Below are 15127 nucleotides of genomic sequence, written 5' to 3' on the forward strand. Positions count from 1 at the left end.
CCCTAGACCGAGCGACGCAGTATCAGCAGATGACGCTGACCTTGGCAACCGGGAACCTTGAGCACATGGGTGGCTGCCAGGCGGAAGTCGGCCGGCAGGGCTTGCAGTTCGTCATCCGGATGCACGCCCTTCATGGCCAACCACTGGCACTGGCCATCACCGAGATGGCGGGTCCAGTTGGCAAAATCCTCGAGGCTGCTGAACGCACGGGAGACGATACCGCTGAACGCCTGCTGCGGCTTGAAGGCCTCGACCCGGCTGTGGATAACTTCCAGGTTGCTCAGTTTCAGCTCCAGCTTCACCTGGGTGAGAAAGCGGGTTTTCTTGCCGTTGGAGTCGAGCAGGGTGAACTGCCGCTCGGGGAACAGGATGGCCAGAGGAATGCCCGGCATACCGCCGCCACTGCCGACGTCCAGCCAGTTATCCCCAGCATCAAAGACGAAGGGCTGCACACTCAGGCTGTCGAGCAGGTGGCGCGAAACCATTTCGTCCGGGTCGCGCACCGCGGTGAGGTTGTAGGCCTTGTTCCACTTGATCAGCAGCGCCAGATAGGCCAGCAGCTGTTCCTGCTGCAATGCTGATACCTCGACGCCCAGCTCGAGGGCGCCTTGCGCCAGTTCTTCGGCGTGCTTGCTGGTTACCACAGACATCAGGCGCTTTGCTCCAGCTGGCGACCAGCTCCGCGTTTTTTCAGGTGGATCAGCAGCAGGGAAATCGCCGCCGGGGTGACCCCGGGAATCCGCGAAGCCTGGCCGAGGGTTTCAGGACGAGTGTTGCCAAGCTTGTGCTGGATCTCCTTGGACAGGCCGGAAATCCCGTTGTAATCGATATCCGCAGGCAATTGGGTGTCTTCGCTGGCGCGCAGCCGGGCGATTTCATCCTGCTGACGATCGATGTAGCCGGCGTACTTGGTCTTGATCTCGACCTGCTCGGCGACTTGCGGGTCTTCTGCCCCTGCGCCGGTCAGTTCGACCAGACCGAGGTAATCGATCTCCGGGCGCGACAACAGGTTGAGCAGGTTGTACTCGTGGGTCAGCGGCGTACCGAAATGCGCGGCAATCGCATCGCCCTGGGGCGTACCGGGCCTGACCCAGGTACTTTTCAGGCGCTGTTCTTCCACCGCGATGGCTTCACGCTTGATCTCGAATGCGGCCCAGCGGTGATCATCGACCAGGCCCAGCTCACGGCCTTTTTCGGTCAGGCGCAGGTCGGCGTTGTCTTCGCGCAGGATCAGCCGGTATTCGGCCCGCGAAGTGAACATGCGATACGGCTCCTGGGTGCCCAGGGTGATCAGGTCGTCGACCAAAACGCCGAGGTAGGCTTCGTCGCGGCGCGGGCACCAGCTGTCTTTGCCCTGCGCACGCAACGCGGCATTGGCCCCGGCGAGCAGACCTTGGGCGCCGGCTTCTTCGTAACCGGTGGTGCCATTGATCTGGCCGGCAAAGAACAAACCGGCGATGACCTTGGTTTCCAGGCTGTATTTCAGGTCACGCGGATCGAAGTAGTCGTACTCGATGGCGTAGCCCGGACGCACGATATGGGCGTTTTCCATGCCGCGGATCGAACGCACCAGCTGCAATTGCACGTCGAATGGCAACGACGTGGAAATCCCGTTGGGATAAAGCTCATGGGTGGTCAGCCCCTCAGGCTCGATAAATACCTGATGGCTGTCCTTGTCGGCAAACCGGTGGATCTTGTCTTCGATCGATGGGCAGTAACGCGGCCCGACGCCTTCGATCAACCCGGAATACATCGGCGAACGATCGAGATTGGCGGCAATGATCTCGTGGGTCCGCGCATTGGTATGGGTGATCCAGCAACTGACCTGAGGCGGATGCTGCTCACGTGTTCCGAGGAACGACATGAGCGGAATCGGCGTATCGCCGGGTTGCTCGGTCATCACGGAAAAGTCCACCGAGCGGCCATCGATGCGTGGCGGAGTGCCGGTCTTCAGGCGACCGACCCGCAGCGGCAATTCGCGTAAGCGCTGGGCCAGGGCAATCGATGGTGGATCACCAGCGCGGCCGCCGGAATAGTTCTGCATGCCGATGTGGATAAGTCCACCGAGGAAGGTGCCGGTGGTCAACACCACCGAATCGGCGAATATCCGCAGCCCCATCTGGGTGACCACGCCTTTGACTTGGTCGTTCTCGACGATCAGGTCATCCGCGGCCTGCTGAAATATCCACAGGTTGGCCTGGTTTTCCAGGGTTTCGCGAATTGCCGCCTTGTACAGCACCCGATCGGCCTGGGCGCGAGTGGCGCGAACGGCAGGGCCCTTGCGGCTGTTGAGCACGCGGAACTGGATGCCGGCCTTGTCGGTGGCGGTTGCCATGGCGCCGCCCAGGGCGTCGATTTCCTTGACTAGGTGGCTTTTGCCAATCCCGCCGATGGCTGGATTGCAGCTCATCTGGCCAAGGGTTTCCACGTTATGGGTCAGCAGCAGGGTTTTTACCCCCATGCGTGCCGCTGCCAAAGCAGCCTCGGTGCCGGCATGACCACCGCCGATCACGATCACCTGAAAACGGGAAGGGAAATCCACCACGCACCTCGTGCCTGTTGAGAAGCTTTGAAAAGCCGGAAAGCCGGCGAGTATAGGGATTTAGCCGGTGTGAAAGAAGCCTTTTGCACAAAAAATAGCCAGCCTGCCTTGGCTCTCCCAGAGCGTCCGGTTAATAAAGAATAAAAGAATAGATTTATATAGATCTTTGTTTTTATGTTTATAAAGTACGGAGCGCTTTTCTGTGGATAGATCGCTGCAGCCCAATGCTCATGTGCCCTGCAGCGTTTCAAAAGGCTGTGATGATCCTGCCGTTAGCCTGTTGGGTAGCCGTAGACAGCCTGTGGATTAAAGTGATGGTTATCCACAGGGGCATTTATCCTCAGTTTTATCACCGGGTTATGGACTGGGCTCAGGCACGGTTTTCCACAGGGCTTAGACGAGAAAATAACCGAATATAAAACCGTATTTGGCTAAGATAACGACTGCCCGAAGGATGCAAACGTGAAGTCGTTGGGCAGGACGGCTCGCCCAGGTCGCAGGATCGGGTAAACGCAGAGGGGGATATTTCTATCAGCCGCAGGAGCTGAAGGCGTTAGCCAGCAGGGCTGATCGATGTTGTGGCAGCGAGTGCTATCGCTGCGCTCTACGGGGTTTGCGTAGCCGGGTTCTGCAGCGCGGTCGAGCTGAAACGGAGTACCGCCCAGCTCACCGTGGGCAAGGCGCTAGCTACTTGCCGATACAGAAGCTGGAGAAGATCCGTCCGAGCAGGTCGTCGGAGCTGAACGCACCGGTGATCTCCCCCAGAGACTGTTGCGCCAGGCGCAGGTCTTCGGCGAGCAGCTCACCGGCCCCTGCCAGGGTCAGCTGAGCGTGACCGTGGTCGAGATGGGTTGCAGCGAGGCGTAACGCCTCCAGATGGCGCCTGCGGGCACTGAAGCTGCTCTCGGCAGTCTGTTCATAGCCCATGCAGGCTTTCAGGTGCTCGCGCAACAGGTCGAGACCGTCGCTGGATCTGGCCGAGAGGCTGATGGTTACATGGCCATCGCTGCCGACTTCCAGGGCAATGGCTTCGCCCGACAGATCAGCCTTGTTGCGAATCAGGGTGACTTTGCCCGGGGCGGGGCGCTGAGCGAGAAATTCAGGCCATAGCGAGAAGGGGTCGTCGGCTTCTGGAGCAGTGGCATCGACCACCAGGAGAATACGGTCGGCTTCGCCAATGGCTTTAAGTGCGCGCTCGACGCCGATCTTTTCCACTTGATCCTGGGTGTCGCGCAAGCCGGCGGTATCCACGACATGCAACGGCATGCCATCGATGTGGATATGTTCGCGCAGGACGTCGCGGGTGGTGCCGGCGATCTCGGTGACTATGGCGGCTTCACGCCCGGCCAGGGCATTGAGCAAACTGGATTTACCGGCATTCGGCCGACCGGCGATCACCACTGTCATGCCATCGCGCAACAGCGCGCCTTGTCCTGCTTCGCGCAGCACCTCGGCCAGATCTGTGCGTACGCCCTCGAGCAGGCTGAGCACATGGCCATCGGCAAGAAAGTCGATTTCCTCTTCGGGAAAGTCGATGGCCGCCTCGACGTAGATGCGCAGGCTGATCAGGCGTTCGGTCAGGCCATACACGCGACGCGAGAACTCGCCTTGTAGCGAACGTAAGGCATTTCGCGCGGCCTGTTCCGAGCTGGCTTCGATCAGGTCGGCAATCGCTTCGGCCTGGGCCAGGTCGAGTTTGTCATTGAGGAATGCACGCTCGCTGAACTCACCGGGACGTGCCTGGCGCGCGCCGAGTTGCAGGCAACGGCGCAGGAGCAAGTCGAGCACCACCGGACCGCCGTGGCCTTGCAGTTCCAGTACATCCTCGCCGGTAAAGGAGTTGGGGCCGGGAAAGTACAGGGCCAGGCCCTCATCCAGCACCTGCTCGGCATCGGCAAAAAAAGGCCCGTAATGGGCATAGCGGGGTTTCAGTTGGTGCTGGCAAATCGCCAGGGCCAGTTGCCCGGCCAGGGGGCCCGAGACCCGCACGATGCCGACACCACCGCGGCCCTGGGCGGTAGCGACGGCGGCAATGGTTTCACGGACTGCTGACATGCTGGACTCCAAACGCTGGATAGCAAGACGCCCCACGATGGGGGCGTCTTGGGTAACGGCTTGCTAGAGCTTAGGCGCTCCGACTGATCAGGCCGCAGCCGCCTTGGTCGCCGCTTCGATCTTGCGGGTAATGTACCACTGCTGGGCGATCGACAAGACGTTGTTGACCACCCAGTACAGCACCAGACCGGCCGGGAACCAGAGGAAGAAGAAGGTGAAGATGATCGGCATCAGCTTCAGCACCTTGGCCTGCATCGGATCCGGCGGCGTCGGGTTGAGCTGCTGCTGGATGAACATGGTGGCGCCCATGATGATCGGCAGGATGAAGAACGGATCCTTGATCGCCAGGTCGGTAATCCAGAACATCCAGGGAGCCTGGCGCATCTCCACGCTTTCCAGCAGGGTCCAGTAGAGCGCGAGGAACACCGGCATCTGAACCAGAATCGGCAAGCAACCGCCCAGGGGGTTGATCTTCTCTTTCTTGTACAGCTCCATCATCGCCTGGGACATCTTCTGCCGATCGTCACCGTGCTGCTCTTTCAACAGCGCCAGTTTCGGCGCTACGGCACGCATGCGCGCCATCGACTTGTAGCTGGCGGCAGACAGTGGGAAGAAGATCAGCTTGATGATGACGGTCAGGACGATGATCGACCAGCCCCAGTTACCCAGGATGCTGTGGATATGTTCCAGCAACCAGAAGATCGGTTGGGCGAGGAACCACAGAATGCCGTAGTCGACAGTCAACTCCAGTCCGGGGGACAGGGTTTTCAGATGACCCTGAAGTTTCGGGCCGGCATACAGAATGGCACTGATTTCGCCTTGGGCGCCGGGAGCAACCTGAACGGCCGGGCCGGTAAAGCCGACAATGTAATTGCCTTGGCTATCCTTGCGGGTCTGTACTTGGTTGGTGGTGCCTTTTTCAGGAATCCAGGCAGTGACAAAATAGTGCTGCAGCCAGGCAACCCAGCCTCCTTCGACGGTTTCTTTGAAGACTTGCTTGTCGATATCTTTCATCGACACTTTTTTGTACGGCTCGTCGGCTGTCCAGAGCGCGCCACCCAGGTAGGTAGCGGTGCCAGTGGCAGTGGTCGAAGAGGGATCGTCACTGCCATCGCGCTTGAGCTGGGCGAACATATTGCCGCTCCACGCTTTGCCACTCTGGTTATCGATCAGGTAGCTGACGGTCATCTGGTAAGACGCGGGATCTACGCACCCCGGCTTTTTCTGCTGTTGTTCAGTGGCCGAGCACTCGGGGTTCAGGCCACGGGTGAAGGTGAAGCGTTTGATGTAATTGACGCCGTCTTCGCTGAGCTTGAGGTCTACCTGCAGCTGGTCCTGGCCTTCGGCCAATTCATAACTCTGCTTGTCGCTGCTCCACAGGGCACGGCCGCTGGATCTGTCCGGTGCGCTAGCGCCAATCAAACCGCTTTGCGCCAGGTAGGTGCGTTCGCTGCCGTTATCGAACAGCTGGAAAGGCACCTCCGGGTGGTCTTGGCGGCGCGGGTACTGCGGCAACCGCAGCTCCACCACATCACCGCCACGTGGATCGATGGCCAGATCCAGGACGTCGGTTTTCACTCGAATCAGTTGGTCACTGACGGCCACTGGGGCAACGCTGATGGAGCCTGATTCGGCGGCAGGGGCTGCAGTCGGTATGTCGTCACCGCTGGCGGTTTGGGCGCGGGCAGTGGTATCCGGCAAGCTCGGAACATTACTGCTGACTGCTGCAGTCTGAGTCGGCAGGGCAGCTTGACCGTAGTCCTGGTTCCAATTGAGAACCATCATATAGGACACGATTGCCAGGGCGACGATCAGGATCGAGCGTTGAATATCCATGATTATTCGGCCATCGAAGAGGAACGGGAGGTTTTCGCGGGGGGAACCGGGTCGTAGCCACCGGGATTCCACGGGTGACAGCGGCCGAGCCGGCGCAATGCCAGCCAGCCACCACGCATGAGGCCTTGTTGTTCAATGGCTTCATGCGCGTAGCAGGAGCAGCTTGGATAAAAACGACAGTGACTGGCCATCAAAGGACTGATGGCATAGCGGTAGAACTGGATTGGAACCAAGGCCAGTTTACGCATGGGGACTGTCGTTTATCCCGATAGGGGTAGAAGTTTCCGGGTTTGGTTTGTTGCGTGCGAGGCGTTTCCAGAGCTTGCCGAACTGGTGAGCCAGTTCGGCATTCTGCAGATCGCCCAGGCCTTTTCGCGCAACCACTACGATGTCCCAACCAACCAGGTTGTCCTGGTGGAGGCGGAACGATTCGCGGATCTGGCGTTTCAGGCGATTGCGCTCAACCGAGAGCTTGACGCTCTTCTTGCCGATCACCAGACCCAGACGGGGGTGGTCAAGCTGGTTGTTGCGCGCCAGCAGCAGGACATTTTTGCCCGGAACTTTGCCGCTAGGGGAGTCGAAGACTGCCTTGAATTGTCGGGGGGTTAGCAGACGCTTTTCCCGACTGAAGTCTCGACTCACCACGATACCGAAATTTAGACGGCGAGACGCTTACGGCCCTTGGCGCGGCGACGCGACAGGACAGCACGGCCGTTCTTGGTGGCCATACGAGCACGGAAACCGTGAGTGCGAGCGCGTTTGATAGTGCTGGGTTGGAAAGTGCGTTTCATGGCGTGTTACCTGGCTGTCGACTACGGGCCGGAATGGCCCCCGTTTTAAGAGACCGGCGATTCTAGAGAATCACGAGGGTCAGGTCAATTTCCAACCAGCATTTTCGTTAATAAAGAAATATAGAGAAGAGAATATTTAAAGCTTTTCTGTAATGTTAACTACTATTAGTAAGCCGTTTTTCTGTGCATAAGTGCCCTAAGCCCTTTATCCATGCTGCTTACGCGGCAGGGTAAGTCTGTCAGGAAGAGGTGCTGCAGCTGTGTGAAGGCAGCGGATAAGCTGGGGATGGAATGCCATGTTATCCACAGCAGGGTTCATGCACCACTTATGCCCAGGCTTATCCGCCGGGCTTAAGCGGGGTTATCCACAGACTTGAATCTGCAATTATCGACCAGTGGTAAGGGCCATGGCCGACGTCAGGTATCTCAGCAGAGCGATCGTTACGTGTGGATAACTCGCTCTTCGGCCGCTACAATGGCGGCTGTTTTTTGCCTCGCCGCTTTCCTATTTAGGGGTTATCCGTGTCCGTTGAACTTTGGCAGCAGTGCGTAGAGCTTCTGCGCGATGAACTGCCTGCCCAGCAATTCAATACCTGGATCCGACCGCTGCAGGTCGAAGCCGCAGGCGACGAGCTTCGCGTCTATGCGCCGAACCGTTTCGTGCTTGACTGGGTCAATGAAAAGTACCTGACCCGGCTGCTGGAATTGCTCGCCGAACGCACCAACGGCATGATGCCGTCACTGTCCTTATTGATAGGCAGCAAACGCAGCAGCGCTCCTCGCGTGGCTGCCGCTCCGGCGCCAGTTGTGACCAGTACGCCAGCGGCCGCGCCGAGGGCCGCCCCTGCGCTGTCAGAGCCATCGCGCTCCAGTTTTGACCCCATGGCCGGGGCTGCCAGCCAGACCGCTCCTGCGCGCACTGAGCGCACGGTCCAGGTGGAAGGCGGGCTCAAGCACACCAGCTACCTGAACCGTACCTTCACCTTCGACAATTTCGTTGAGGGCAAGTCCAACCAGTTGGCCCGCGCGGCGGCCTGGCAGGTGGCGGACAACCCCAAGCACGGTTACAACCCGCTGTTCCTTTATGGCGGCGTGGGGCTGGGTAAGACCCACTTGATGCACGCGGTGGGTAATCATCTGTTGCAGAAGAACCCGAATGCCAAGGTCGTGTACCTGCATTCCGAGCGCTTCGTTGCCGATATGGTCAAGGCACTGCAGTTGAATGCGATCAACGAGTTCAAGCGTTTCTACCGTTCGGTGGATGCCTTGCTGATCGACGACATTCAGTTTTTCGCCAAGAAAGAACGCTCTCAGGAGGAGTTCTTCCACACCTTCAACGCGCTGCTTGAGGGTGGCCAACAGGTGATTCTGACCAGTGACCGCTACCCGAAGGAAATCGAAGGCCTGGAAGAGCGCCTGAAATCGCGCTTCGGTTGGGGCCTGACGGTGGCGGTCGAACCGCCTGAGTTGGAAACCCGGGTGGCGATCCTGATGAAGAAGGCCGATCAGGCCAAAGTTGATCTGCCTCACGACGCGGCGTTCTTCATTGCCCAGCGCATTCGTTCCAACGTGCGCGAGCTGGAAGGCGCGCTCAAGCGAGTAATCGCGCATTCGCACTTCATGGGCCGTGACATCACCATCGAGTTGATCCGTGAATCGCTGAAGGATCTGTTGGCGCTGCAAGACAAGCTGGTCAGCATCGACAATATCCAGCGCACCACGGCCGAGTACTACAAGATCAAGATCTCCGATCTGCTCTCGAAACGCCGTTCACGCTCGGTGGCAAGACCGCGGCAAGTGGCGATGGCACTGTCGAAGGAACTGACCAACCACAGCCTGCCGGAGATTGGTGATGCCTTCGGCGGCCGCGATCACACCACGGTATTGCATGCTTGCCGTAAGATTGCTGAACTGAAGGAATCCGACGCGGATATCCGCGAGGATTACAAGAATCTGCTGCGTACGTTGACCACTTGAATACGCCACTCCACTAGGCAAGGGACTAGACCATGCATTTCACTATTCAACGCGAAGCCTTGTTGAAACCACTGCAACTGGTCGCCGGCGTCGTGGAACGCCGCCAGACCTTGCCGGTGCTGTCCAATGTGCTGCTGGTGGTCGAAGGCCAGCAACTGTCGCTGACCGGTACCGATCTCGAAGTCGAGTTGGTGGGCCGCGTAAGCCTGGAAGAGCCGGCCGAGCCCGGTGAAATCACCGTACCGGCGCGCAAGCTGATGGATATCTGCAAAAGCCTGCCGAATGATGCGCTGATCGATATCCGCGTCGATGATCAGAAGTTGCTGGTCAAGGCCGGACGTAGCCGTTTCTCCCTGTCGACCCTGCCGGCCAATGACTTCCCCACAGTCGAGGAAGGACCGGGTTCGCTGACCCTTAGCCTGAGCCAAAGCAGACTGCGCCGCCTGATCGAACGCACCAGTTTTGCCATGGCGCAGCAAGACGTGCGCTATTACCTCAATGGCATGTTGCTGGAAGTCCAGACGGGTATTCTGCGTGCAGTTGCCACCGATGGTCATCGCCTGGCCATGTGTTCGATGGCCGCCGAGATCGAGCAAACCGAACGGCATCAGGTGATAGTGCCGCGCAAAGGCATTCTCGAGTTGGCTCGTCTGCTGACCGAGCAGGATGCCAACGTCAGTATCGTCCTGGGCCAGCATCATATTCGTGCGACCACCGGCGAGTTCACCTTCACCTCCAAACTGGTTGACGGCAAGTTTCCCGATTACGAACGTGTGCTGCCGCGCGGTGGTGACAAATTGGTGGTCGCCGATCGTCAGGGGCTGCGCGAAGCGTTCAGCCGCACGGCTATTCTCTCCAACGAAAAGTACCGCGGTATTCGTTTGCAACTGGCGGCTGGCCTGCTGAAAATCCAGGCCAACAACCCGGAGCAGGAAGAGGCCGAAGAAGAGATTGCCGTGGACTACAACGGCAACCAGTTGGAGATCGGTTTCAATGTCAGCTACCTGCTCGATGTGCTGGGTGTGATGACGACTGATCAGGTGCGCCTGATTCTGTCCGACTCCAATAGCAGTGCCCTGGTGCAGGAGGCCGATAACGACGATTCCGCCTATGTCGTTATGCCCATGCGTCTGTAACTGCTAAATGTCCCTCACCCGCATCATGGTTACCGCGGTGCGCAATTTGCACCCGGTGACCCTCTCCCCCTCCCCGCGTATCAATATCCTCCACGGCGCCAATGGCAGCGGCAAAACCAGTTTGCTGGAAGCCGTGCATCTGCTCGGTTTGGCCCGATCATTTCGCAGCACACGACTACTGCCAATGATTCAGTACGAGCAACAGGCTTGTACGGTTTTCGGTGAAGTGCAACTGGCCGATGGCCGGCAAAGCAGTTTGGGAATTTCCCGTGATCGTCAGGGCGAGTTGCAGATTCGCATCGATGGGCAGAATGCGCGCAGTGCTGCCCAGTTGGCTGAAGCGCTGCCATTGCAATTGATCAACCCGGATAGTTTCCGCCTTCTTGAAGGCGCGCCCAAGGTTCGCCGGCAGTTTCTCGATTGGGGAGTGTTCCACGTGGAACCTCGCTTTATGCCGGCCTGGCAGCGCCTGCAGAAGGCCCTGCGGCAGCGGAACTCGTGGCTGCGGCATGGTACACTTGACGCCGCTTCGCAGGCGGCCTGGGACCGTGAGCTTTGCCTGGCCAGCGACGAGATTGATGGTTACCGCAGGGCCTATATCAAGGCCTTGAAACCGGTGTTCGAACGCACGCTAAGCGAGCTGTTGGAGCTGGAAGGCTTGACCCTCAGTTATTACCGCGGCTGGGACAAGGACCGCGAGCTGAATGAAGTGCTGGCCACTTCCCTTCTCCGTGATCAGCAAATAGGTCATACCCAGGCCGGCCCCCAGCGCGCGGATCTCAGATTGCGTCTGGCAGCCCATAGTGCCGCGGAGATATTGTCGCGAGGCCAACAGAAGCTGGTTATTTGTGCCCTGCGCATTGCTCAGGGCCATTTGGTTAATCAGGCCAAGCGCGGGCAATGTATTTATCTGGTGGATGACTTGCCGTCAGAACTGGATGAGCAGCATCGCCGCGCCTTGTGTCGTTTGTTAGAAGACTTGCACTGCCAGGTGTTCATCACCTGTGTAGACCATGAATTGTTGAGGGAAGGCTGGCGCACGGATACGCCCGTTGCCATGTTCCACGTGGAACATGGCCGTATCACCCAGACCGATGACCACCGGGAGTGAAGCATGAGCGAAAACCAAACGTACGACTCCAATAACATCAAGGTCTTGAAAGGCCTGGATGCCGTACGCAAGCGACCTGGCATGTACATCGGCGATACCGATGATGGCAGCGGTCTGCACCACATGGTATTCGAGGTGGTCGACAACTCGATTGACGAAGCTCTGGCGGGACATTGCAGCGACATCACCATCACCATTCACCCCGATGAATCCATCAGTGTGAGCGACAACGGTCGTGGCATCCCGGTAGATATCCATAAAGAGGAAGGCATTTCCGCCGCCGAGGTCATCATGACCGTGTTGCATGCCGGCGGTAAGTTCGATGACAACTCCTACAAGGTTTCCGGTGGTCTGCACGGTGTTGGGGTCTCAGTGGTCAACGCCCTTTCCGAGCATCTGCTGCTCACCGTGCGCCGCAGTGGCCACATCTGGGAGCAGACCTATGTGCATGGTGTGCCACAAGAACCCATGCGCATCGTTGGCGACACCGACACCACGGGTACCCAGATTCACTTCAAGCCGTCCTCGCAGACCTTCGCTAATATCCATTTCAGCTGGGATATTCTGGCCAAGCGCCTGCGCGAACTGTCGTTCCTCAACTCCGGCGTGGGCATCGTCCTCAAGGACGAGCGCAGCGGCAAGGAAGAGCTGTTCAAGTACGAAGGCGGTTTGCGCGCCTTCGTCGAATACCTCAACGTCAACAAGACTGCGGTAAACCAGGTGTTCCACTTCAGCATCCAACGTGAAGACGGCATCGGCGTGGAAGTGGCGTTGCAGTGGAACGACAGCTTCAACGAGAACCTGCTGTGCTTCACCAACAATATTCCCCAGCGCGATGGCGGCACCCACTTGGCGGGCTTCCGTTCGGCGCTGACGCGTAACCTGAATGCCTACATCGAGCAGGAAGGTCTGGCCAAGAAGCACAAGATCGCCACCACCGGCGACGATGCCCGCGAAGGTCTGACCGCGATTATCTCGGTCAAAGTGCCGGACCCCAAGTTCAGCTCGCAGACCAAGGACAAGCTGGTCTCCTCCGAGGTCAAAACCGCGGTCGAGCAGGAAATGGGCAAGCACTTCTCCGACTTCCTGCTGGAGAATCCAGGCGAAGCCAAGGCCGTGGTCGGCAAGATGATCGATGCCGCCCGTGCCCGTGAGGCCGCGCGTAAAGCACGTGAGATGACCCGGCGTAAAGGCGCCCTGGATATCGCCGGCCTGCCCGGCAAACTGGCCGACTGTCAGGAAAAGGATCCAGCGCTGTCCGAACTCTACATAGTGGAAGGGGACTCCGCGGGCGGTTCTGCCAAGCAGGGCCGTAACCGCAAGACCCAGGCAATCCTGCCGCTCAAGGGCAAGATCCTCAACGTCGAGAAAGCCCGTTTCGACAAGATGATTTCCTCCCAGGAAGTCGGCACCCTGATCACCGCGCTGGGCTGTGGTATCGGCCGCGATGAATACAACATCGACAAGCTGCGCTATCACAACATCATCATCATGACCGACGCCGACGTCGACGGTTCGCACATCCGTACCCTGCTGCTGACCTTCTTCTTCCGACAGTTGCCGGAACTGGTCGAGCGCGGCTACATCTATATCGCCCAGCCACCGCTGTACAAGGTCAAGAAGGGTAAGCAGGAGCAGTACATCAAGGACGACGAGGCCATGGAGGAATACATGACCCAGTCGGCCCTGGAAGATGCCAGCCTGCATGTCAACGAAAGTGCACCCGGCTTGTCAGGCGAGTCGCTGGAGCGGCTGGTCAACGACTACCGCCTGGTCATGAAGACCCTCAATCGCTTGTCGCGGCTGTACCCGATCGAGCTGACTGAACATTTCGTCTACATTCCCCGCGTCAGTACCGAACAGTTGGCGGACAAGGACGCCATGCAAGCCTGGCTAGACCTGCTGGATGCACGTCTGAAAGGCATGGAGAAGTCCGGTCTGGGGTACAAGACCAGCCTGCATGAAGACCCGGAGCGTCACCTGTGGTTACCGCAGGTCGAGCTGATTTCCCACGGGGTCTCCAGCTATATCACCTTCAATCGCGACTTCTTTGCCAGCAACGACTACAAGACCGTTACCAGCTTGGGCGACCAGTTGAACAGTCTGCTGGAGGAGGACGCGTACGTGCAGCGCGGCGAGCGCAAGAAGGCAGTAACCACCTTCAAGGACGCCTTGGGCTGGCTGATGACCGAAAGTACCAAGCGCCATAGCATTCAGCGCTACAAGGGACTCGGTGAAATGAACCCGAACCAGTTGTGGGAAACCACCATGGATCCCGAAGTACGGCGCATGCTCAAGGTGACGATCGAAGACGCCATTGGTGCGGATCAGATCTTCAATACCTTGATGGGCGATGCTGTAGAACCCCGCCGCGAATTCATCGAGGCCAACGCCTTGGCGGTTTCCAATCTGGACTTCTGATCCTGGTGTCGACGGGCGCATGAACTGACCTGTTTGTGCGCATTTGTTGTCATGAGCAGAACGAAAAACCCCGGCCAAAAGCCGGGGTTTTTCATTTTATGATCAGTGGGTTACGAGTGGCGTGGCGAGATCAAGGCTCCTGTACTGCTGGAGTGTACTGTGGACCGAGTGAAAATCAGCTGTGTCGGCAATGCAGAAAATCCGAGGGCGGTGAAACCGCAGAGAAATATTGCAGACCGCCGGGGTAAACAGCGCCCAATAGTTTCCACGCCGGTGTGTACAACCATCCGCTCATTTGCTCGGTGAATTGCGGTGTTATCAATGCACAGCAGTACGGATATTCGGCGGCTGGCTCTGGTCAGTGGCCAGGGCATCAGCCCCAAATAGAAATTGGTCATCGCAGTTTGACCTCCTTTCCGGCAAGCACCACAAAAGCGGGGAAGTAACCTGCCGCGTGATCGCCGCCACAGCAAGACGAGAATGACCTGCTGAAGATGGAGAAGCCAGAAAGCACTGAGGGGAGCCATTGGCTCCCCTCTAATAACTAATGCGTGCTTTGTTTTTCTTGTTTAGCGATCTGTTGTTGTTATTAGTGATCGACAGCTTTTTCATCAGATCCCCAAGAGGGATCAAGGGCAAACGTATTTCTTTGGTTGCTGGTAATGCCCTTGTCACCAGGTGATCCAACCAGAACGAGCTACCTCAGGGTAGTTTTATTCTTCTAAGACTGGTTGCCGGAATGAACCCGGAAAAGCCTACCCTCTCCAAAAAAATCGGTTTGCTGCTTCTCTGCGGTTTTGTTTTTGTTTTACCAGAGTCGAGATGTTTTTTCTTTTTGCTGTTTTTGTTGTTGTTCTTCCGTAGATAAAGCACGGCTCGTGCCAGATTCAAAATATCTTTATAAATCAATATATTGTTAGATGGCGGTTGTTTCAGCCAGGTGAGAAGCGTGCCCGATCTGTTTCCCTATCACTCAGTTGCGTTACCTGAGGAAGGCGGCCGTAACACGGGGCGCTTGGTGGGCGGTGTCACTCAGGGCGCTTGGTGAGAAAAAGGGTGGGCCATAGCGCTGGCGTAGCCGCGCGATCAGGCCGCCTGTGGGAGCCTGCCGCTGATCAGGTAATCCAACCGATTGAGCAGGAGAACCCCGCCGCTGGAATCGATGATCCGCCCTGCCCTTCAAGTAATCACTCGGACAGTGCGTGCCCTGGCCGGAGACAGGATAAAAGGTGTCGCCTACAGCAATGCGAAGGGTTGC

11 protein-coding genes are annotated in these 15127 nt (G+C 58.1%); 4 read left to right on the top strand and 7 right to left on the bottom strand.

The window, feature by feature from the left end:
- Nucleotides 1–2: 2 nt before the first annotated feature.
- The 7 genes from rsmG to rpmH form a co-directional block, all read right to left on the bottom strand.
- Nucleotides 3–650 carry a 16S rRNA (guanine(527)-N(7))-methyltransferase RsmG gene (gene rsmG, locus LJY18_RS06130; RefSeq protein ID WP_238040890.1) on the bottom strand — a complete coding sequence of 216 codons (648 nt, stop codon included), beginning with the start codon at nt 648–650 and terminating at the stop codon, nt 3–5.
- On the bottom strand, nt 650–2542 hold the full coding sequence (gene mnmG, locus LJY18_RS06135) for a tRNA uridine-5-carboxymethylaminomethyl(34) synthesis enzyme MnmG (protein ID WP_238040891.1): 1893 nt from the start codon (nt 2540–2542) through the stop codon (nt 650–652). The genes rsmG and mnmG overlap by 1 nt, the downstream gene beginning before the upstream one ends.
- Before the next feature lie 687 nt (nt 2543–3229).
- On the bottom strand, nt 3230–4597 hold the full coding sequence (gene mnmE / locus LJY18_RS06140; protein ID WP_238040892.1) for a tRNA uridine-5-carboxymethylaminomethyl(34) synthesis GTPase MnmE: 1368 nt from the start codon (nt 4595–4597) through the stop codon (nt 3230–3232).
- A gap of 87 nt (nt 4598–4684) precedes the next feature.
- On the bottom strand, nt 4685–6433 hold the full coding sequence (gene yidC / locus LJY18_RS06145; protein ID WP_238040893.1) for a membrane protein insertase YidC: 1749 nt from the start codon (nt 6431–6433) through the stop codon (nt 4685–4687).
- Between the two features lie 2 nt (nt 6434–6435).
- Entirely contained in the window at nt 6436–6681 is a 246-nt protein-coding gene (gene yidD / locus LJY18_RS06150) for a membrane protein insertion efficiency factor YidD (protein ID WP_238040894.1), read from the bottom strand.
- Entirely contained in the window at nt 6674–7075 is a 402-nt protein-coding gene (gene rnpA / locus LJY18_RS06155) for a ribonuclease P protein component (protein WP_238040895.1), read from the bottom strand. Before rnpA ends, yidD begins: the two co-directional genes overlap by 8 nt.
- Before the next feature lie 14 nt (nt 7076–7089).
- The gene (rpmH, locus tag LJY18_RS06160) at nt 7090–7224 is read right to left on the bottom strand and encodes a 50S ribosomal protein L34 (protein ID WP_002551315.1); all 135 of its coding nucleotides are present in this window, start codon (nt 7222–7224) and stop codon (nt 7090–7092) included.
- Nucleotides 7225–7746: 522 nt separating this feature from the next.
- Here rpmH and dnaA point away from each other — a divergent pair.
- From dnaA to gyrB, 4 genes are read left to right on the top strand one after another with little or no spacing between them, the layout of a single operon-like run.
- On the top strand, nt 7747–9201 hold the full coding sequence (dnaA, locus tag LJY18_RS06165) for a chromosomal replication initiator protein DnaA (protein WP_238040896.1): 1455 nt from the start codon (nt 7747–7749) through the stop codon (nt 9199–9201).
- 32 nt (nt 9202–9233) lie between these two features.
- Entirely contained in the window at nt 9234–10337 is a 1104-nt protein-coding gene (gene dnaN / locus LJY18_RS06170) for a DNA polymerase III subunit beta (RefSeq protein ID WP_238040897.1), read from the top strand.
- Between the two features lie 7 nt (nt 10338–10344).
- Nucleotides 10345–11448: a DNA replication/repair protein RecF gene (recF, locus tag LJY18_RS06175; RefSeq protein WP_238040898.1), complete on the top strand. Its 1104-nt coding sequence runs from the start codon at nt 10345–10347 to the stop codon at nt 11446–11448.
- Nucleotides 11449–11451: 3 nt separating this feature from the next.
- Nucleotides 11452–13869 (top strand): DNA topoisomerase (ATP-hydrolyzing) subunit B, encoded by a 2418-nt coding sequence (gene gyrB, locus LJY18_RS06180; protein WP_238040899.1) that lies wholly within the window; start codon nt 11452–11454, stop codon nt 13867–13869.
- Nucleotides 13870–15127 lie beyond the last annotated feature (1258 nt).

Source organism: Pseudomonas sp. MMS21 TM103 (assembly GCF_022132145.1).
Lineage (GTDB): Bacteria > Pseudomonadota > Gammaproteobacteria > Pseudomonadales > Pseudomonadaceae > Aquipseudomonas.